The organism is Streptomyces sp. DSM 118878, from assembly GCF_052936595.1.
Map to the genome: position 1 here is coordinate 1,489,733 of NZ_CP193622.1, position 21,314 is coordinate 1,511,046.

Genomic DNA, 21,314 nt, shown 5'->3' on the forward strand with positions numbered 1-21,314 from the left:
GGAGAGCTGGTGGCCATGGATGACCCGTGGGATCCCTACCGGCTCATCAACCCGGCCGGGGAACCGGTCGAGGGAGCTGACGCCTTCCTGCGAAATCTGCAGGGAACCGGTCGTTCAGCGACGACGGCCCGTTCCTACGGGATGGATCTGCTGCGCTGGTTCCGCTTCTTGTGGGCTGTCGAGGTGTCGTGGGACCGGGCAAGTCGGATCGAGGCCAGGGACTTCTCCCGCTGGCTGCAGATCGCCGGCCAGCCGAGGCGTCCGCACTGGCGGCGCCCGAGTGAGACGGGCCGGTGGTCTGCGGGCGGGAAGCCGTACGCGCCGTCGGTACGAGCGCACAGCGAGACGGTGCTGCGGACCTTCTACGACTTCCATCGCGACATCGGCACCGGGCCGGTCCTCAACCCGTTCCCACTGGACCGATCACGTCATGGGCGACGAGCGCATGCCCATCGCAACCCGATGGACCCGCCCCGCAACGAACGCAGTGGGCTTTACCGGCCGAGAGTGCCCAAGCGGGTGCCTCGCAGTGTCCCTGATGAGGAGTTCAACGAGATCTTCGCTCGGCTCCAGTCGCACCGGGACCGGGCCTTGGTCGCCTTCTACATCTCCACCGGTGCCCGGGCCAGCGAGTTGCTCAGTACATGGCAGGCAGGCGTGGATCCGGGGCGTCAGGTGATCTCGGTGGTCCGCAAGGGCACCCGGGAAGTCCAGGAACTCCCGGCCTCAACCGACGCGTTCGTCTGGCTGCGGCTCTACCAGGTGGAGATGGACGATGCGATCCCGTGCGGGCGGCGCCTCCCACTGTGGTGGACCCTGCGCTCGCCGTCGAGGCCGCTGACCTATCACGCGGTTCACCGGATGTTCGAGCGGGCGAATGCTAAGGCGGGGACCTCTGCGACGCTGCATGCGCTGCGGCACACAGCGGCCTACCGCATGGCCGAGGATCCCAGCCTGCCCCTCACCGATGTCCAATTCGTCCTCGGTCATGCTCAGTTGACCACGACACAGCTTTACCTCACGCCTCGCAAGGAAGTGGTGATCCGGCGGCTGCTGGCCCACCATGCCGAACAGACACGGCAGGCAGCAGCCCGCATCGCGCCTCCTCCCGCAGCCGACTATCGGCCGGAGAGTCTCGATGTGCTGTTCGGGACCGGTGCCCGGTGACCGCCACCTTGTCGGCACGCGCCGACCGCGCACCGGCGCTCGGGGTTTCACCTGGGCGCACTCGCGCACTGGCCGCCCAGCAGCGCTTCCCCGCCCGGACCGTTCCCGAGAGCTGGCCGGGCACCGAACGCTCGCGCGTCGAGGCGGCCCGGTTGCTGTCCCGTCCGCCCTACACGCTGAAGAACGCTGCCAGCGAACTGCACCACAAGCACGGCATCGTCATGGTGCTGGACTGGCTGGAAGACCAGCCCGGACAGACCTGGCAGGAACGGTGGCAGGCCAGCGGCATCGAGCAGGCCGGCGCCGCCTGGCGGCCGGTGATCAAGCAGTGGCTTCACGAGCGCGGCTTGAAGGCAGCCTGGCGTATGCCGGTAGTGGGCCGGGCTCTGACCACGGTGATCAGCGCTGAGCTGCTGCGGCCGTCGGTGGACTGGCTGGCCGCCGGAGCCAGCCGCCAAGGAGTGCTGGTCCGCTCCATGGCGCATAGCCGTGATCCGCGCGGATTTGAGCGCCTTCGTGAGCTGGGCTCGCAGGCCCAGGGCGTGCGGCCGGGCGCTGTCAGCACGACGCTCTGCCGCAGCGCCCTCATCCTCGCGGCGAAGGGCGGCACGTTGGCCGACATCACCATCGGCGACGTCCTGGAACTCCTCGATACCCAAGCCGTGGTGCTCAGGCGGGCGATGGCAGGGACCGAGGTGTTCTACCGTCTGCTGCACCAGTTCGGAGCCTTCGGAGAGGACGCCCCGCCCAATCTGCGCGCGGTCCGCAACCTGGGACAGCGCACTCCGGAAGAGCTGATCGACCGCTACGGACTGATCTGTCGTCCCGTCCGGGATCTGCTGGTGGACTATCTGCGGGAACGCCAGCCCGCGCTGGATCACAACAGCCTGAAGTCCCTCTCCTACCACCTCGGCAAGTGCTTCTGGCAGGACATCGAGCACCACCATCCCGGCGCCCATAGCCTCCGCCTCGCCCCGGACGTCATCGGGCAGTGGAAGCAGAGGATTCGCACCAAGGACAAGACTGTCACCGACCCGGACGGCCGGCGCACGAGCACCAAGGTCGAGAGGCTCAATCACCGTGACACGCTCATCCAGGTGCGGGCCTTCTACCTCGATATCGCCCAGTGGGCACTGGAAGACCCCGGCCGCTGGGGCCCGTGGGTGGCACCGAGCCCGGTGAGGGCTGACGAGTTGGAGAACCGCAAACACCAACGACGACGCAAGGCGCGGATGGACGCCCGCACTCGCGAGCGCCTTCCGGTGCTGCCAGTCCTCGTCCGCTCGGTCGACCAGCGTCGCAGGGACGCGGACGCGGTACTGGAAGCCGCCCGACATACCCGCCCTGGCGAGGTGTTCACCGCTGCCGGTCAGCAACTCGTACGCGCGGTGGTTCCGCACGGAACGGCCGGCCGGATCTGGGCCGAGGACCCGGACACCGGCAAACGCCGCGATCTGGGGCTTGAGGACGAGCGGACCTTCTGGACCTGGGCCGCGGTCGAGGTCCTGCGGAGCACCGGCATCCGCGTCGAAGAACTACTCGAACTCAGCCACCACAGCCTGGTCCAATACCGGCTGCCCACCACCGGTGAGCTCGTCCCCCTCCTGCAGATTGTGCCGTCCAAGACCGATACCGAGCGGCTGCTGCTGGTCAGCCCCGAGCTCGCTGACGTCCTGAGCGCGATCATCTGCCGAGCCCGGGACAGCACCGGCGCGGTTCCCCTGGTCCGTTTCTGGGACCGGCGCGAATGCGAGTGGCAGGCACCAGCCCCGTTGCTGTTCCAACGACGCATCTCCGGCGAGGACCGCGCGTTCACCGATGAGACCGTCCGCACGATGCTGGACCAAACCCTCATCGCCACGGGCCTGACCGACGCCACCGGCGACCCATTGCGCTACACACCGCACGACTTCCGTCGGCTGTTCATCACCGACGCCATTCTCAATGGGCTGCCACCGCATATCGCCCAGGTGATCGCAGGCCACCAGGACATCAACACCACCCTCGGCTACAAGGCCGTCTATCCCGAAGAGGCAGTTCAGGCGCACATGAGCTTCCTCGCCCGACGCCGGTCCCTCCGTCCCAGCGAGGAATACCGAGTTCCCACCGATGATGAATGGCATGAATTCCTTGGGCACTTCGAGCGGCGCAAAGTCTCCATCGGCGCCTGTGGTCGCGCATTCGGCACCCCCTGCATCCATGAACACGCCTGCGTCCGCTGCCCGATGCTCTGGCCCGACCCCGCCCAGCGCGACCGGCTCGTCGAGATCCGCGACAACCTCGTCGCCCGCATCGCCGAAGCCGAACGCGAAGGCTGGCTCGGTGAAGTCGAAGGACTCCAGGTCAGCCTCGCGGGAGCCCAGCAGAAGCTTGCCCAGGTCGACCAACTCACTGCTCAGAGGACCACCGTCGACCTCGGCATGCCCACCACGATCCACACCGCTGCAGCCCCCTCACCAGCGACCGTCACCCTTGGATGAGATCCACGTGACCACCGCTGACGAGAGCCTTCGCCTGCGGCTACGCGCGACAGAACACCATCCCAGACCATGACAAAAACACAAGTTGAGAGAAGCGGCGGACCGCCAGGTCGACACTGCCCCAGAATCAGAGGTCATGGATTCGACCCTCCTAGCAGCGTTGATCGCTGCGATGGCCACTGCCGCCGGATGGATCATCAATAGTGCACTGGGAAGCCGGGCCGAGCTAAGGCGGAGACAAGCCGAGGCGCAGCTCACACATGTGGAACAGCAGCTCGAGCAACTCTATGGACCGCTCCTGTTTTTGGTGAAGGAGGGGCGGTCAGCGTGGCAGGACTTCTGCGACACACTCGGGCGCAACGCCGTGTTCCTGAATGGCAGGCCGCTCAGCGAGGAGGAGAAGGCCCTCTGGCTGTTCTGGGTCGACCATGAGTTCATGCCACGCAATGAGGCAATCCAGCGCCTCTTGTCGTCGAAGACACACCTCATCGCGGGCGACCAAATGCCAGACTCCTTCATGGAATTCATCGCGCACTACAACGCCTGGCGCGTGACGCATCTCCGATGGAAGGAGGATGGGGTGCCATACTCATGGCACTCCAAGGTGAACTGGCCGATGAAGTTCGAGGTGGACGTGATCGAATCTTATGAGCGACTCAAGAACTTGCAAATACAGATGGCGGGCCTAACACGAGGCATGGAGACCTGACTACGACGTTGCCGTCTCTGTCGCGAACTCCGCTTGGCTACATCACTGCTCGGGACGCAACCCAACCGGCTTCGTCCCATCGTTCCGTCGCCCGTCAACTTCACAGCCGAAACCGCATAGTTCAGAGAAGACGCCCGCATCCGTGCCCCGCTTGTACTCGACGATGACCGGCGATCCGTTCTCATCCAGCCCGAGCGAGTCGATCCGGCCCCCGTGGACGGGCCCGGTGCTGTACTCGCTGGCCAGGAACCGCACCCCCAGCAGCGTCTCCATGTGCGCCTCGACGAGACCCTGCACATCGGCCTCGACCTCGGCCAGACGCGGCATGACCTCGGTCATGCCGCTCTTCGTCGCGTCCGTGCGGAACAGCTTCAGGCCCGACACCTTCCCCTCCTCGGCTCGAAGATCAGCAACGCCGAGAGGGTGCGGGACTGTTCCCGCGAGAGGCTTCGGAGGCGTGAAGACGATGTGAGAGCCTACGTACGGCCCCATCGGGAGCACTCGCGTCCCCCGAGTCACCGGGAATCAACTGTTCCCCCATGCGTCCCCCGCGCCCCGGAGGACAGCGTTGGGGAGCTACGTTTGCGCAGGTCAGCCCCTGTAGCTCAGTGGATAGAGCAGGCGCCTTCTAAGCGCTTGGCCGCAGGTTCGAGTCCTACCTGGGGCGCGCAAGCCTTGGCTGTTACGCCGCAGGATTAGAAGTCCGCCATTGTGTCAGGATCTGTGACACGAAAAGCAGCGAGGAGCCGCGTCTCATCGATTCGCTCTCCCGCCGGGCCACCAGTTGATCTAACTGACTCCACCAGTCACCTTCCTCTAAACGATCTCAAAGCGCGGGAGCGAAGCGCCTCATAAGCTCGGCCAGTCTGCAGCAGAGCCGAACAATGCCCCTTATTTTTTCACTGGTCGCTCTTCATGACCAGCTCTCGCCCTGATCATGGGCCTTGACCCGGATGCCGCCTTTCTCGCCGGGATACTCCCAGCCTTCCCACGCATAGACCGCCCCGGCCGATCCGCAAGAAACGCCTCACCGGACAGGACCCTGCACCCACTTCCTCACCATCCAATCGCTACCGAACCTTCGGAGCGATCGGCCCCGGGATGAGGCACGGCCCCGTCACAACACCATCGGACGCCAAGGACCTCCACCTCAGCAGGAGATCAGGGAAACGTCTTTGAGCCATAACTTTCGCGCCAGCCGCTCTAATCTGCGCCCATCCGCCGCCATGGCGGCCACACGAACTGGGAACGATCACCCGAGAGCGGCACGCCAGCCATCGCAGGCTGCCCCTCACCGCATCCACAAATAGCGCACCAGTTCGGATTCTGAGTGATTGTCAGTGCCGTGTCCCAGCTTGAAATCACAACGCGAGACAGGGAATTGGGGGAAGACCTGGTGATCTTTGAAGAGCCGTCCGCAATCTACGAAAGCATCACGTCGCGGATGCGAGCCCTAGCGGTAGTCTATCCGGTGCTGGCCTTGGATGCCAGCAAGGCCAAGAAGGAGCGCGGGTGGGACCCGTACCGCATGGCTGAACTGGCCTTGGCCGCGATTGACTTCGTAACGCTGCGCACCGACATGCGGACAGCTGTGCGGCAGGAGACGGTCGTGGAACACGTGGCCGAGTTCGCCGCACTGCAGCAGCCAGGCCGGCCTGGGGAGGAGTACCGGGCAGTCGCCCGCTGGGTGACCGAGCGGCTGATCAACACCGAAGAACGCGACCGCGCTTTCCGTCACGACGTCGGGTACGTGACAGACAACAAGTTCGAGACGCGCGAGGCATCTTTCCAGATCCTCAAGGAAGTCCCTGATCACGTGGGGCAGGCAGCTCTCATCGCCACGGACGCGGCGATCACCGTGCTGGTGCATGCGATCGACGTCGATATTGCCTCGGAACAGATCGCCGCCGAAGCCAAGCTGGAAGCTCTGCTCAAGCGTTCACGGATCAGCGAGGCGTGGCAGGCCGCGCACAACGCACGGATCCGGAGCGTCCGGTACGCCAAGGACATCCATGGGCGCATCGAAGCCATGAAGCGCAATGTGCGGGCTGTGGACTGGGACACGGAAGTCAGGGACACGGTCGATGAGGCTTTGGAGCACGTGCGCAGCCGGTCCGCGGCCGAGACGAAGCACAAGGAGCGGGTCAACCAACTACTGGAAGCCACCGCCGATGAACGCAAGCGCAGACAGCTACAAGACCTGGAGGCGCTCATCCACGAGTGCTGGCAACGTCACGCGGTACTGATTGACATGCTGATGACGGTCGGTCCGGAGTTCCGGCGCCAACAGGACCGTCAGGTGTTCGTGGCTCCGGCCATTCACACCCGCGTACATCTACATGAGCAGCTCCTTCAGCCGGTGCTGGAACTCTCACTTAACGCGTGCTTGGGCCCCTTGGAGGCGTTCACTCGTGCCGTCATGGGGCCCGTGCGTCCTCGTGTGATGTACCTGCCCGACTTCCTGGAAGGGCTCACCAGGGTCGCCGAGGAGGCCGGCGGGGAGCTGGTGCCGGTTCAGAACGAGTACGACTGGTCGGAGATCGACGCCCGTCCCGCTTTCAGCGAAGAGCAACACTACGCGGTGGACGCGCTGCTGGCTGCCATCACGGACCAGGGCGTGCGGCTCTCGACCCTGCTGGCGGCCACACGCCAACCAGGCCCGGGCACAGGACCGGAATCAGGCACCGACGAGTTGCTCACGCTTCGCACCCAGCAGCTCTTCCGGCTCATTCCGGTGCGCCAACTCGTCGATGGTGAAACTGCCGTGGTGGCCGTCGACGACGGCACAGTCCTGGATGACGTCCTCTTTGGCGGCAGCGACTTCCTCCTGGTCCGCACCGGGGGCATCGGTCCCTCGCAGGAGTCACAGACGAACGCGCCACTGCCCACTTTCCCAGCACCGCGCCGCCCGCAAGGCCCTGACGCCCACCAGCTTGATCAGGAGAGTGCATGAACCGTCACGAGGATGCTGCCGAGGCTGCCCGGATGGTCGCCTTCGCCATGGCCCGCCGCAAAGCGCCCGCTCGCTCTGTCGACTACGCCCGACTCGTCCAACGCTTCGACTCTGAGCCGGACTTCGCGCAGGTAGTGCGCAAGGTCGCCCAGGGATTCGACCTGACGGTGCTGGAAGTTCATCCCATGACCGGGTTGGTCCTGGGCACCACGCCCGAGACCGACTTCGGGGTGTCCGTCTCCGACCTCGTCCCGCAGACCGCCGATCGCCCCCTGTACCTGCTGGCCCAGCTGACCATCGCCGCCATGGTCTTCCCCCGTCCCGAAGACCTCGACGATGACGAGCATGTCGGCCGGATCTCAGTCAAGCAGGTCGATGAAGAGGTCCGGGTCATGGCGTCGACCATCGAACGCCGCCTTGCACAGAGTGACGCAGATGTTGATCCACCCTCCGATCAGCCGGGGCTGGAAGGACTGTGGCGGGCCTACCTGCGCCGGAACGCCACGGGAAAGACGCAGACCGACAGGGCCCCACGAGCCTCGACGAGAGCACTGGTGAAGAAGGCGTTCGCGCATTTGGAGAGCCACGGCTTCGTACGCAAGGTCAGCGACGAAGACGCCGGCACATATGTCACCAACGTCAAGTACCGACTGCAGATCCGCGACCAGGCCGCGCGGGACATGCTGGAGGAACTCGCAGCACTGGGAGTCGCAGCGCTCCCCACGGACGGCACACCCAACCACGACCAGCCATCACCGGACGACCCCCCGTCGCCGACCGAGAACACGCCGGTAACCGACCTGTTCAGCTGACCGCCCTACTGCAAGGACCTCTTTCATGTATGAGCTCAATCGCATCCTGCTGCGAAACTTCGGGCCGCGAGATGCCCGCTACGAAGACGTACCCCTGGACTTCTCCGGCGCCGGCGCCGAAGTGGAGACCGCCTCGCTGATCCCCGACGCCGGACATGTCGCCCAGCGCCCGGCACCCACCAGCCTGGTGATGCTGCAGAACGGCGGCGGCAAAGGCGTCTTACTGACCGGCATCACCTGCACCACCATCCCCTACCGTCACAGCGATCTGGAGTCACTACGCAACTTCACCGTTTCGATGGCCCAGCCGTCGCACGTGGTACTCGAATGGGCCGACGCCCGCACCGGACGCCTGCTGGTCACCGCACAGGTCCTGGCCCCCGAACACGACGGCAAACTGCACCGCTGCTTCTACAGCTTCCACCCTTCTGCAGCCCTGGACGCCGACAGGCTTCCCTTCCACCGTCAAGGGCACTGGACTCCGTACGAGGACTACTGCACCGAACTGCGCGACTGGGAAAAACGAGTGGAAGCGCTCGAACTGCACATCGTCGAAGGCCAGGAGAAGTGGGAGAAACACCAGCGCGGCCTCGGCCTGCAGCCCGAACTCTTTGACGTGCAGCGCAGGATGAACGCCAAGGAGAGCGACGCCGCCGCAGCCTTCACCACCAACACCGCCGACGCCTTCGTCGAATGGCTGCTGCGCAAGGCCACAGACGATGACCGGTACACCGAACTGGGCACGGCCTTCCACGGTTATGCCGCTGCACATGACGAACGCGCCCTCTGGGAAAGGGAGCGGCAGTTCGCGGTGGAGATGCAGCACGCATGCGAGGACGTCGCCGGCCTCCACGACACGCTCAACCGGCATGCCGGTGCAGCCAAGAACGCCGAAAAGGACCTCGTTCACCTCACCTCCGCGATCCGGGCACGTCACACCGCCCTCACCGCCACCGAGGCCGAGAGAAACACCACCCTCAAGGACACGCATCGCGCGCTGGAAGCCGCGAAGCGCACCAGCGAACTCGCCCACTCCCGCGTCCAGCACGTACAGGCGTGTTCCCACACCCTCGAACTGGACGAGATCACCGCCCAAGAGCAGGAAACCCAGAAGAACAGGCAACAGGCAACAGGCGCAAGATGAGAGGACGGCGTGGGCGAGCGTCCCGATCGCGCTGCGTCACACACAGGCACTGGACAACAACAACCGTGCCCAGCGGGCCCTCGTCCAGGCCGAACTAACCGCCGCCCCCTTCGTCCAAGCCCTAGACGCCGCAGCGGCAGCTCTACGCGCGGGCTATACCCGGGCCGAGAAAGAGGCCCGCGACACGATCCGCACGCACAAAGACACCACAGCCGAGACGCAGAAACAGATCGAACAATGGCGTACCCGAAGCAACAAGCTACTCACCGCGGCAGGCGCTGCCCAGGAGGAAACCCGCACCCTACAGAAGCAGACCGACGCCTTCGCATTACGCCTTAACGCCGCCCGGGAACATGATCTCCTTGCCCCGCAAGAAAGCGCCGCCGATGCCGCCGCCCGCATCCAGGATCACGCACACCACAGCAAGCAGCTGCTGCGTGAAGCCGACCAGGCCCGCAAGAGCGTCCGAACCGAACGGGACCGCGCCCACACCGCACTGGCGGAGCAACAAGCACTGGCCTGGTCCGCGCGTGCGGCCGCAACGGCAGCGGACGAGGAGAGCAGCCAACTGCGAGCTCAGGCTGTAGCCATCCGCAGCAACCCGCTGTGTGCCGAGCTATTGGAAGCCAACAGCGACGAGCTTGGCGCCGGCGACGCATTGCGCTGGCTGGGTGACCATGCCGGCGCCCTGCACCAGCTCGCCGAGCGTCGCACCGGCGGCCTCGAGACCGCACTGACACGCAAGCACATCGACCTGCAGAACGATCAGGACCTCCTCTCCCTCCTCGACACCAGCGAGGGCCTGCTGCCTGCCGCCGAAGAGGTACGCGACCTGTGCGGCCAACTGTCGGACCACGGGATCCACGCGGTGCCCGGCTGGCAGTGGATGCGCGACAACATCCCGACCACGGAGCGCCAGCAGGTCATCAGTACACACCCCGACCTGGTCGGCGGGATCATCGTGGGCGGTCTCGACGGCTTGGACACAGCCCAGAGCATTGTGGAGCACCTTCGCCCCCTGCCCTCCGCGGCCGTCACCGTCGGCACCGGAGAACGGATGCTGAGCACCCATGCAGCGTCCGACGGTGGACGATTCGTGGTCGAACCTACCCCCGCCCTCCACGACGAAGAAGCCGCCGCACACGAGCGCGCTGCGGTCGACGCCCGCATCACCGAGGTCACCCGCGAGTTGAACTTGCTCGGACAGCGCATCACCGCTGTACGAGACCTTCTGCGCCAGATCGCGAACTGGCGTGATGCCTGCGGTATGCGGACTGTGTCCGACCTGCTTGGCCAGCCGGAACTGCTGGAGACCTCTGCTGAAGAGGCCGAGACCGCACTGGCCGCAGCCCGCACCGCAGCAGGTGAGCAGGAGACTGCGCTGGAGGTCGCGGAGGACGAATGCGAACGCCGTACCGAAGGTCTTAAGGCAGCGCAGAGGATCGCCGAGGATCTGGCTCGCCTGGCGGAGGAGGAGACCGCTGCCGACCTAGCACGGGCCCGGATCAAGGCCCTTGCCGGCGAGAGGGTCGCCCGCACCAACGAACTCGAGTTACTGGCGGGCCAGATCGACCAGGCGGGTGAGGAGATCCTGTATCTCGCGCGCGCCATCGAATCAGCTGAGCAGGCCGCAGACCGATACGCCCGGGCGCGCGAAGAGATCACCAGCACGTCCCAAGCGCAACAGGCACACGACGCCTCCAACGCAACCCTGTTGCCCCTCCCCTCTCTCCAACAACGCTATCTGCAAGCGCAGGACGAGCTGAGGGGCGTTGAGGTCGGCGAGGACCAGCAAGTGCGCGCCACGGCCGCGCAGAAGGCTCTGCTCGCGAGCCAGGAAGAATGGAACAAAGTCCCCGAACAGGTACGAGGTCTGGCCATGGCCCACAGTCGCGATGGACGGGCCGGTGACCCCGTTCAACGCGACGCCATTCTGCGCGCCCTCACCGCCAAGATCGACTCCTGCGACGTGGCCCTTCAGCGACTGCGGGATCAGTCGAGCCGTCTTGCGGAACGCTCCAAGCACCTCACCTCGGCAGTCTCGCTGAACGACGAAGACGCCGCAGCCTGGACGCCGACCACCGTTACTGAGGCCCGCGAGCTGGAGGCCCGGGCCACGGGCGAACTCGACACGGCTCAGGACAAGGAACGTCTTGCCGCCGCAGCCTTCAACACCGCCCGCCGCGATCAGGCCAGTTCCACCAAGGAGCTTGCGGCATTCGACCGTATCCTCCCGGTGCTGGAAACCGCTGTCCATGGCCTAACCGTTCCTCCGGACCGGGAGCCCTACGACGGCACTGCGGAAGCAGCCGCATTCGCCGCTCGACAGGTGACAGCCGCACACACCACGTGCCGGGACGCAGCCCGCCAGGCAGAGCGAAGCCTGGAAGGAAGCGTCAGCCGGCTCAAAGAAGTACCCGCCGATGTCCGATTCGAAGGACTCGACATCCCGCTGCGTACGCAGATCTCCGCCCTGGACAGCCGCCACATCCCAGCAATGGCTGCCACCTGGACCGATGCACTGACCTCTCGCATCGCAGCCCTGAACTCAGATCTCGAAGGCATGGCCAAGGCCCGCGAGGCCCTCTCCTCACAACTCAGCGGCCACGTCACCGACCTTTTGCAGCGCCTCGACCAGGCCAGCCGCTTCTCCGCCTTCCCTGAGGGGGACGCTCCCTGGTCCGGACAGAAGTTCCTCAACATCCGCTACAAGAAACCGGATCTCACTGCCCTAGCCGCCCAGATGCACGAATCCGTCGATGCACTGGCCGGCAATCAACGCACTCGCAAGCTCAAGGGCATCGATGTCGTCATGCGCTGCCTCGTAGCAGCCGTCCCCCGCGGATTCACCGCCGAGGTCATGAAGCCCAACGCCTCCCAACGCCTGGACCGCGTCCCCGTCGAGGAAATGAGCCGCGTCTTCTCCGGTGGCCAGGAACTGACCGGGGCCATCCTCCTGTACTGCGCACTCGCCGCACTCCGTACTTCACCCGGACCTCGCAGCCGCACCCGCAACGGCGGACTGCTCCTGCTCGACAACCCCATCGGCCGGGCCAACGCCGGGTACCTCGTCGACATCCAGATGGAGATGGCCGCCGCCCTCGGAATCCAGCTGATCTACACCACCGGACTGAGTGACGAGGACGTCATCTCGCGGTTCCCCATGCGCATCCAGCTCCGCAACGACGCCGAGGCCCGAAGCGGTCTCTCCCTCATCCGGCTCGACGAACGGGTACGCAACGCTCTCATCCCCGCCCCCCGTATCACTCCAGACCAAGACGTCCCCGAACCCGTCGGTGTCCTCACCTCTGCCCGGCTGTACAGGAAGCAGGGCGACGCTAAATGACCTCCCCCACGGGACAACTCCAAGTGCCGCTCTCCCCCGCAGCAGCACAACTCAGCGCCGCGCTCCAGGCCCGCACCGACCGCGTCACGGTCGGCCGAGCCACCCTCATCGAGGCATTCCGCGACGCTCTACCGGGCGCCGCCAGCGGCGAGAACGCACGCAGCACGCTCGCCACACTCCTGTACGAAATCGCCGAACACGGCATCATCGCCCTGCCCACCTCCCCCACCAAATGGGACGCCGGCCGCCCGGCCCTTCCGGAACAGGTCCGGATCCCCACCGCGCCGCCAGCGAAATCCTCTACCCCACGCCAGCATGTGTCATGGCGGCCAGAGCTCAACTGGGCCTACGGCACTCGGTTGACCGCGTCCCAAACCGAAGACCTCCTCGCCTGCAACCGCTGGTTCCGGGATACCCACAATCAACCAGCCCGCCGCGCTCCCCTCCCCCTACGCGAGCGCTCACACGAGATCTTCCGCTACGAAAAGCGCCTCGACACCCTGATCACCGGAGCACTCTTCGCCCCCGGCAGACTGACCCTCGAACAGCTCTCCACCTACCGCGAACCGCCACCGCTGGCCCACCGCAGGCTCGGCGACGGCGACACCATGCTCGTAGTGGAAAACAGCGACACCTACGCCACCTTGCACAACCTGCTCAAGGCCGCCCCCGGCCCCATCGGATACATCGCCTTCGGCTCCGGAAGAGCCTTCGAAGCATCCGTAGAAAACATCGCTGAGCTCCCTGGCATCCACCGCATCGTCTATTACGGCGACCTCGACGCCGAAGGCATCGCCATCCCAGCCAGAGCCTCAATCAACGGCGTCCAGCACGGACTGCCACCTATCGAACCGGCGACGGGGCTGTACCGCCTGTTGCTGGGCCGCGAATCCAACGCCGGCGACATCATCGCCAGCGACCGGGCCCACAGCCTGACGGCATGGCTCCCCGAGGAACTCCGGGAGGCAGCGCACGTCCTGCTGACCAAAGGGCAACGCATCGCGCAGGAAGCAACCAACCGGAACGAACTCAGTCTCGATCCAGACTGGCGATGGTGAGCCTCCCCTTCGGCAATTGTTCGCCGTGACTCTCGCTGGCGGGGCTTAGCATGGGCCTGCCTCCTTGCGCAGGGGCCGTCCTACGGACTGGGGAGGCAGTTGCTAGGTGGTGTGCGCGGTAGCTTCGTCGTCGCCCTGACCAGGTAAAAGTTCAGCGAGCGACCATGGGAGGACGGTGAGGTCGGCGACGGACTGGGGAAGCCGCGGATAGCGGTTCAGCTGGCGCATCTTCTGCATCAGGGCGAAGCCGTCCTCCGCCGCGACGAATCCCGCTTTCACGGCAAGCTGCATCACGTCGAGCGTCTCCGCCGTCATGATGCCCTGCCCAATTGCATACTCAAGAGCGGATTTATCGTCCGATATCCACCATGCACCGGAGAACTGGGGCCAGCGTTGGATGATGTGGCAGGTCTCGGCCTCGCCGAGGTGCTGCAGGTACCGGTCGGCTTGGCCGCCGAACACAGCTGTGCGAAGGCGCCCGACGTTCTCAACGTCATCCGGAGCCGTTACTCGGATTGCTTCGCCGAGCCAGCCCTGTTCTCTCAGGTCGTGAAGAGCGGGCAGCTGTTCGGCCGATTTGCGGGCCTCCCGCGACACAGCCGCGGTCCACTTGCCGCGGCCGGCCAGGACCGCGCGAAGCAGATCGAGGCGTTCAACGGCGGCGAAGTTGCACAGCACGGTGTTGTCCGGGAACAGGAAGTCGCTCATGCTGTACCGCCGTTGTCCTGTCCGGACGCTAACTGGTCTCTGAGCTCGTCGACATCAACGCCGAGTAGCGACGCGTACGGACGCAAGGTCGCCTTGCCGGCCTCGTAGGCAGCGCGCGTGTCGCGTACAAGAAGTCCGGGGAGCCTTTTCTCCTGCGAGGCCGCGACTTGCCGGTCGAGTACTTCCACGCGGTCAGCGACGACTGCGGCCTCGCGCACGGTCATGCGCTTGTAGTAGTCGCAGGCGCCGGCGTCGATCACACGAAGCGTGAGCAGTCTGTAGGCCAGGGTCGCAGGGCTGACCATGAAGTCGCAGCAGAGCGCGGCAAAGCTTTCCCGGGTCAATTTCACTGCACCGACTGCTTCGCGCAGCGGTTGCTCGGGCAAGAGGAAGACGGGAGCGAAGGCGTTGGCTCGCTGCTCGCTCGGGTCGATCTTCTGGGCCCGTTCGAAGATATCGCGATCGAGGTGGACGTCCTGGTCGTTGTCGGCGAGAAGGTGCCCGAGTTCGTGCGCGAGAGTGAAGCGCTGACGTGCCGGGTTAGATGTCGTGGTCAGGAGGATGAGCTTGGCACCTTGACCCGTGGCAGCGAGGCCGTCAAAGCCGTCGCCCAGCGGCTCGACAGCCACATCGGCCCCGAAGACCGCCTCGATCAGTTCCGGCAAGCCGCCCTGGAGCACCAATCGTCCCTGGAGCTCCACCGCCCTCTGAGCTGATTTCGCCAGCGCCTCTCCCTGGGCAGCGTAGGTACTGCCAGCAGGCGCTGCCGGGGAGACGGGCCGCCAGGGCTGCGTATAGCCGAGCTTGTCCAGGTCGGCGCGTCGGGCAACGTAGTCCCGGGCGGCTGCCAGTGCCTCGGCCGCCTTTCCAGTGGTCGTTCTCGCTGCCACGGCCAGTGGGGGCTCGGCTCCGGTGAGCAGCCAGTCCATGGAGACGTGGAATTCATCGGCAATGACCGCGAGATCAACAGTTGAGAAGGGGCTCGTGCCGCTGAGGCACTCACGGAACTGCTCGGCGTCGAGGTCGGCCTGGTCGGCGAAATCATGGAGGCTCAAGCCCGACTGGTCGATCAGGCTTCTCACGCGATCGGAGATGCTGGACACCCGTGGACAGTAGTCCGCCATCTGCCCAGTTCTCAAGGCGCATGGCAGACGATCCCCAGGTGTCGAACCTGTACTGCTCTCCAGCCAGAGACACCAGCTTCAACTGGAGGATCGCATCACCATTTACCCGAGATCGAGCGGAGTCCGGTCCCAGGAGCCCGTGGCTGCCAACGCCTCCCGGGACAGTCTGTTAGGGCACTCCTGCACCCGGCTAACCAGCGCTGTCAGCGAGTTCGCGCGACTCGAAGCAGGCCGCGCCCAAGGTCGTAGATACTGGTGCTTTCGTGATCCTCCAGCGCCTCGTGGCGGCGCGAAGCGCATAGGGGATCTCAGTCCGGCAATGACGGCATCAGTGAAGGAGTCCGCCCAGGTGGCGACCGCTACGGAGCATCCGCAGGGATCAGCGAGCAGTACCGCGAGCGCGACTGCCCTTCCACCGGTCCCGGAGCCCGGGCAGGTCGTCAAGGTCCGGGGCTCGACCTGGGCCGTGTCTGATGTCCGTAAGCAGGGGCTTCCACGTAGCCCCGCAGATGAGGGCGTGCCGGGCCTTGCCCATGTGGTCAGCCTGCAGTCGCTGGACGAGGACCGGCTCGGGCAGGAGCTGACGGTGGTCTGGGAGCTGGAGGTCGGGCACACTGTCGCCCCGAATCAGGGGCTGCCGGAGACCGTGCGGGCGGAGGCGTTCGACGATCCGAACACCCTCGCGGCGTTCGTGGACGCGGTCCGTTGGGGTGCGGTCACCTCGGCGGACACCGACTCCTATCAGGCTCCCTTCCGCAGCGGCGCGAACGTGGAGGCGTACCAGCTAGTGCCACTGAGCCGGGCCCTTCAGTCGTCGCGTACGAACCTGCTGCTCGCGGACGACGTCGGCCTGGGCAAGACCATCGAGGCCGGGCTTGTCGTGCAGGAGCTGCTGCTGCGGCACCGCGCGCGGTCCGTGGTGATCGTGTGCCCGCCGAGTCTGTCGTTGAAGTGGCAGGACGAGATGCGGGAAAAGTTCGGCCTCGACTTCGTCATCGTCAACAGCGAGCTGATGGCGAAGGTGCGGCGGAGCCACGGGCTGAACGCCAACCCGTTCCGGCTCTTTCCGCGCGTGATCGTGAGCATGGCGTGGCTGCCGTCACTGCGGGCGCAGCGCCTGCTGCGCGACGTGCTGGCCGATGTACGCAGTGCGAGCACGGCCAGGCGGTACGCGTTCGACGTGTTGGTGGTCGACGAAGCGCACCATGTGGCGCCGGCCAGCCCGACGACGGCGCCGGGGCAGCGCGGCTACGCGGTGGACAGCAAGCGGACGACAGCGACGATGCGGCTCGCGGAAGCGTGCGAGCACCGGCTGTTCCTGAGTGCGACGCCGCACAACGGCTATTCGGAGTCGTTCACGGCCCTCTTGGAGATGATCGACAGTCGCCGGTTCACCCGCGGCGCGAGCATCGACGAGCAGGCACTGAAGGAGGTGATGGTGCGGTGGCTGAAGACTGATCTGCCGGACAAGGAGTTCAAGACCCGGAAGCTGGGGACCCTCCCGTTCACGCCGTCGGAGGAGGAGCAGCAGCAGTTCGCGCGGCTGGAGCGGCTGCTGGCGGACAGTGCCCGGGCGAACGGCAAGGGCACGGGCGGCGACATCGTCGCGATGCTGTTGAAAAAGCGTTTCCTGTCCAGCCCGTGGTCCTTCGCCCGCACCCTTGAGCTGTACGAGGGCTCGGACGGCGGTGACCGACAGCTTCGGATGGACGACGAAGACCAGTACTACACAGAGGTGTTGGGCAGCGGCCAGTCCGACGAGGAGGAGGGCGCGGCCGAACACCCCGAGTTCACCGCGCTGCGCCAGACCAAGGGCTCGGACCCCCTGGTCGCGGCCACCAGCAGCGAGATCGCCTCGCTCGTCGAGTGGGGGCGCCGCTACGAGCATAAGCCGGACTCCCGGCTGGAAGAACTGCTGACCTTCCTCGCCGCGGTCTGCCGGCCGGACGGCACCCACTGGACCAACGAACGTGTCGTGGTTTTCACGGAGTACGCGGCCACCCTCGAATGGATCGAGCGCGTCCTGCGCCAGCGGGGCTACAACGACGTACTGGAGGTCATCCAGGGCTCGACCCCGACCGAGGAGCGGGAGAAGATCCGCGCCCGGTTCACCGAGAGCCCGGACAAGCACCCGGTCCGCGTCCTGCTCGCCACCGACTCCGCCGGCGAGGGCATCGACCTGCAGACCCATTGCCACCGCCTGGTCAACTTCGACGTCCCCTTCAACCCGTCCCGCCTGGAGCAGCGCATCGGCCGGATCGACCGCTACGGCCAGACGAAGCACCCGGAGATCTTCCACTTCGTGCCGGTCTCCGGCTCCACGACGTACGACGCGGACATGAAGTTCATGGGAATCATCGCGACCAAGGTCGGACAGGCTACCGAGGACCTCGGCAAGGTCAACCAGGTCATCGATGCCGAGGTGCAGGAACACTTCGCCCCCACCCGTACGGCGCGCAAGGCCCGGCTGACCGCGCCGGACGACGGCAACGCGGTGATCACCCGCGTGTTGGCCGGCGGAATGGAGCTGAACCGTCGGCTCACCAAGCTCTCCGAGACGTACCACGAGAGCAAGGCCGCCATGCATCTCACGCCCGCGAACGCCCGCCGAGTGGTGGACACGGCGCTGACGCTGAGTTCTCAGCCCCCGCTCGTCGAGATCGGCGACGACCGCACCGAAGCACAGGTCTTCGAGATCCCGAATCTCAGCCGCTCCTGGCAGCCGGCCCTGCGTGGCCTGGACACCCGCCTGGAGCCTGGGATCCCGCGCCCCATCACCTTCGACGACCAGGCCGCGCAACACCGCACCGACCTGGTCCACATCCACCTCGGGCACGCCCTCATGCAGCGCGCCACCCGCACCCTGCGCTCCGCGCTCTTCAGCACGGACTCCCCGGTGCACCGGGTCACCGCCGTCATCGCCCCCGGCCTTCCCGAGTCCTGTGTCGCCGCGGTCTCCCGGCTCGTCCTGGTCGGACGCGGCGGGCTGCGCCTCCACGAGGAGGTGTTCCTCACGGGCGTCCGGCTGCGTGGTCAGGCCCTTGCCGAGTCCAAGGTCGAGCAGGTCCTCGACGAGACCCTCGACTCCGCCGATCTGCTCCTAGCCGATGAGAAGGTACGTGCTCACCTCGCCGAGCAGTGGAACGACGACGGTTCCCGGCTGCGCACACGCCTGCTGACCGCGATGGAACGCAAGAGCGCCAGCCGTCAGGAGAAGGTCACCGAGGCACTCACCCAGCGCCGGGACTCCGATATCAAGCGCGCCCACGAGATCTTCGGCGCCTTCCGGCTCAACCTGCGTGAGTCCCGCGACCGCCTGGAGCAGGCCATCCGTGCCGAGGAAGAACTGCTGTTCACCGACGACCAGCAGAAGCAGCGACGCCGGGACCTGCACCACATGAACGAGCGCCTGGACAGCCTGGGTGACGAGGAGGCGCGCGAGATCGCCTCGATCCAGGAGCGCTACAGCGACATCAGGCCCTACGTATCCGCCGCCGCGGTCGTGTTCGCCCTCACCCCCGAAGACGCGAAGAACGGAATGGTCAAGGCATGAGCCGCCGCTACCCCCCGACCGCCGCCGACCTGCACCGCGCCTGGCTCGAACTCGTCGACACCGACGGCCCCTTCCTCGCCATCCCCGCCCTGGAACGCGTCTACCGCGAAGGCATTCCCCAGCCCGACTCCCGGGCGCTCGACGCCATCAAGGACGCCAAGCCCGCCTTCGAGAAGGCGTGGGAGAACTGGGACGAGCACCCGGGCGACGAAGCCGCCCTCGACCTGTACCGCGAGGCCCGCGACACCTGGGTCGACCTCGTCCTGCGCCAGGGGCTGCGGTGGGGCGCCTCCTACACCGTGCCCGCCCCAGCCGCAGCCGAGGTCCACTCACCGGATTACACCGTCACCGTGCGCGCCGACGGTGCCCTCGTCCACGGAGACACGACCGGGGCCCTCGTCCTGGTCACCGACCCTACGGACTCCCTGCGCGACCCACTCACCGACGGCTGGTCGGCCAGCCCCATCGACCGCATGGAGGAGCTGCTGCGTGCCTCCGACGTCCCCATCGGCGTCGTCACCGACGGCCGCTGGTGGGCGATCGTCAGCGCCCGCCCGCAGACCATGGTCGCCTCCGGCATCATCGACGCCCAGACCTGGATCGAAGAGCCCCAAACCCGCAACGCCTTCATCGAACTCCTCCAGCGCCGCCGCCTGGTCGGCGGCAAACAGCAGGATCGGCTGACAGAACTCTTCGGCGAGTCCGTCACCGCCGCCGAGAAGATCACCGAAGCACTCGGCACCCAGGTCCGTCGCGCCGTCGAACTCATCGTCCAAGCCCTGTCCGAAGGCGCCTTGGACGCACAGCGACGCGGCGAGCCCGACCCACTGCCGGCGGCAAGAGGCGAGGTCTACGAGGCCGCCGTCACCGTCATGATGCGCGTCGTCTTCCTCCTCTTCGCCGAAGAACGCGGACTGCTGCCCCAGAGCCGCCTCTTCGCCATGGGATACGGCATCAGCGACGAACTCGACCTCCTCGACGCCCGTGAGAAGGAGGAAGGCGAACAGGCCCTCGACGCCACGTTCCTGACCTGGCACCGGCTCCTGGCCACATCCCAGGCCCTGTACCGGGGCGCGAGCTTCGAGGACCTGCGCCTGCCCGAGTACGGCGGCTCCCTCTTCGACCCGGCCCGCTTCCCCTTCCTCACCGACCGCGACTCCCAGGACACCCTGGCCATCACGGTCAGCGACCGCGTCATGCTCGAAGTCCTGCGCGCTGTCCAGATCGCCCAACTGCCCGGCGGAGCACGACGGATCTCCTTCCGCGACATCGACGTCGAACAGATCGGCTACATCTACGAGGGCTTGCTCGGCTACTCCTGCGAACCCGCCGAAGAGATCATCGTCGGACTCACCGGCAGCGCGGGATCCGAGCCCGAGATCCCCCTCGCCACCCTCGAAGAACTCAGCCAGACCAAGCACACCGAGACCGCGCTGGCCGACGCGATCCTCGCCTGGATCAAACAGCACCAGCCGGCCGCCAAGCCGTCCAGCAAAGCCGCCCTCACCAAGGCGCTCAAGGCGGGCGACACTCTCGACGACACCGAAATTGCCCTGCGCGACGTCACCGACGACCCTGGACTACGCGCCCGGCTCCGCCCGTTCATCGGCATCATCCGCCGCGACCTGCGCAACCGGCCGCTGGTAGTGGAGCCCGGCGGCGTTCTGCTGGTGGAGACCCCCTCGCGCGCCTCGGCGGGCGCGCACTACACGCCCCGCTCACTGGCCGAGGAAGTCGTCCGGTACGCGTTGGAACCTCTCGTCTACTCGCCCGGACCACACCAGACCGCCGACCAGGACGCGTGGCGTCCGATCGACTCCGACCAGATCCTCGACCTGCGCATCGCCGACATCGCCTGCGGCTCGGGCGCCTTCCTCGTCGCTGCGGCACGGTACCTCGCCGACCGGCTCGTCGAGGCATGGCAGCGCGAGCGCGTGGGGTACGGAAGGACACCGCACGACCTGCACGTCCACGCGATAAGGACCGTCGTCGCGACCTGCCTGTACGGCGCCGACATCAACGGCATGGCCGTGGAGATGTGCAAACTGTCGCTGTGGCTGGTGTCGCTGGACCCGAAGCTCCCATTCTCCTTCGTCGACGACAAGGTGCTCCACGGCAACGCCCTGCTCGGCCTGACCGACGCCGACCAGCTGCGCCGCCTCCACATCGACCCCGCCGCGGCCGGCAACCAGTTCAGCATCTTCGCCCTGGACGTGGACGACATCCTGGACCAGGGCCAGCCGTCTGCGCCGCCAGCTCG

General features: G+C 66.3%; 12 protein-coding genes, 1 tRNA gene and 2 pseudogenes. 11 read left to right on the forward strand and 4 right to left on the reverse strand.

What is annotated here, in order from left to right; all coding sequences use genetic code 11:
* Positions 1-15 precede the first annotated feature (15 nt).
* The 3 genes from ACRAKF_RS06320 (at position 16) to ACRAKF_RS06330 (ending at position 4,356) form a co-directional block, all read left to right on the forward strand.
* The gene (locus tag ACRAKF_RS06320) at positions 16-1,167 is read left to right on the forward strand and encodes a tyrosine-type recombinase/integrase (protein WP_447041842.1); all 1,152 of its coding nucleotides are present in this window, start codon (positions 16-18) and stop codon (positions 1,165-1,167) included.
* Positions 1,164-3,647 carry a tyrosine-type recombinase/integrase gene (locus ACRAKF_RS06325; RefSeq protein ID WP_447035887.1) on the forward strand — a complete coding sequence of 828 codons (2,484 nt, stop codon included), beginning with the start codon at positions 1,164-1,166 and terminating at the stop codon, positions 3,645-3,647. Before ACRAKF_RS06320 ends, ACRAKF_RS06325 begins: the two co-directional genes overlap by 4 nt.
* Positions 3,648-3,783: 136 nt before the next feature.
* On the forward strand, positions 3,784-4,356 hold the full coding sequence (locus ACRAKF_RS06330) for a hypothetical protein (protein ID WP_447035889.1): 573 nt from the start codon (positions 3,784-3,786) through the stop codon (positions 4,354-4,356).
* A gap of 120 nt (positions 4,357-4,476) precedes the next feature.
* Here ACRAKF_RS06330 and ACRAKF_RS06335 read toward each other — a convergent pair.
* Positions 4,477-4,740 (reverse strand): annotated as a pseudogene (locus ACRAKF_RS06335) (DUF5655 domain-containing protein); the annotation flags it as partial.
* Between the two features lie 210 nt (positions 4,741-4,950).
* On the opposite strand from ACRAKF_RS06335, the gene ACRAKF_RS06340 reads away from it, so the two are divergent.
* From ACRAKF_RS06340 to ACRAKF_RS06355, 4 genes are all read left to right on the forward strand, one after another.
* A tRNA-Arg gene (locus ACRAKF_RS06340) sits at positions 4,951-5,023 on the forward strand.
* A gap of 678 nt (positions 5,024-5,701) precedes the next feature.
* A complete protein-coding gene (locus ACRAKF_RS06345) occupies positions 5,702-7,309 on the forward strand; it encodes a hypothetical protein (RefSeq protein WP_447035891.1) in 1,608 nt (535 codons plus the stop codon).
* Positions 7,306-8,121, forward strand: coding sequence for a hypothetical protein (locus ACRAKF_RS06350; protein ID WP_447035893.1), 816 nt, complete (start codon positions 7,306-7,308; stop codon positions 8,119-8,121). The genes ACRAKF_RS06345 and ACRAKF_RS06350 overlap by 4 nt, the downstream gene beginning before the upstream one ends.
* A 25-nt stretch (positions 8,122-8,146) precedes the next feature.
* Complete coding sequence (locus ACRAKF_RS06355) at positions 8,147-9,265, forward strand: hypothetical protein (RefSeq protein ID WP_447035895.1); 1,119 nt, start codon at positions 8,147-8,149, stop codon at positions 9,263-9,265.
* 328 nt (positions 9,266-9,593) lie between these two features.
* On the opposite strand, the gene ACRAKF_RS06360 is transcribed toward ACRAKF_RS06355, so the two are convergent.
* Complete coding sequence (locus ACRAKF_RS06360; protein WP_447035896.1) at positions 9,594-9,776, reverse strand: hypothetical protein; 183 nt, start codon at positions 9,774-9,776, stop codon at positions 9,594-9,596.
* Between the two features lie 108 nt (positions 9,777-9,884).
* On the opposite strand from ACRAKF_RS06360, the gene ACRAKF_RS06365 reads away from it, so the two are divergent.
* Positions 9,885-12,611 (forward strand): hypothetical protein, encoded by a 2,727-nt coding sequence (locus ACRAKF_RS06365; RefSeq protein WP_447035897.1) that lies wholly within the window; start codon positions 9,885-9,887, stop codon positions 12,609-12,611.
* Positions 12,608-13,669, forward strand: a complete 1,062-nt coding sequence (locus ACRAKF_RS06370; RefSeq protein WP_447035898.1) for a Wadjet anti-phage system protein JetD domain-containing protein — start codon at positions 12,608-12,610, stop codon at positions 13,667-13,669. Before ACRAKF_RS06365 ends, ACRAKF_RS06370 begins: the two co-directional genes overlap by 4 nt.
* Positions 13,670-13,771: 102 nt before the next feature.
* On the opposite strand, the gene ACRAKF_RS06375 is transcribed toward ACRAKF_RS06370, so the two are convergent.
* A complete protein-coding gene (locus tag ACRAKF_RS06375; RefSeq protein ID WP_447035899.1) occupies positions 13,772-14,377 on the reverse strand; it encodes a hypothetical protein in 606 nt (201 codons plus the stop codon).
* A complete protein-coding gene (locus ACRAKF_RS06380; RefSeq protein WP_447035900.1) occupies positions 14,374-15,480 on the reverse strand; it encodes a helix-turn-helix domain-containing protein in 1,107 nt (368 codons plus the stop codon). Before ACRAKF_RS06380 ends, ACRAKF_RS06375 begins: the two co-directional genes overlap by 4 nt.
* A 340-nt stretch (positions 15,481-15,820) precedes the next feature.
* Between ACRAKF_RS06380 and drmD the strand changes: the two genes are divergently transcribed.
* Both drmD and ACRAKF_RS06390 read left to right on the forward strand, forming a co-directional pair.
* Positions 15,821-19,054 (forward strand): DISARM system SNF2-like helicase DrmD, encoded by a 3,234-nt coding sequence (gene drmD / locus ACRAKF_RS06385; RefSeq protein ID WP_447035901.1) that lies wholly within the window; start codon positions 15,821-15,823, stop codon positions 19,052-19,054.
* A 1,196-nt stretch (positions 19,055-20,250) separates the two neighbouring features.
* A pseudogene (locus ACRAKF_RS06390) lies at positions 20,251-21,066 on the forward strand (SAM-dependent DNA methyltransferase); the annotation flags it as partial.
* Between the last annotated feature and the right edge of the window lie 248 nt (positions 21,067-21,314).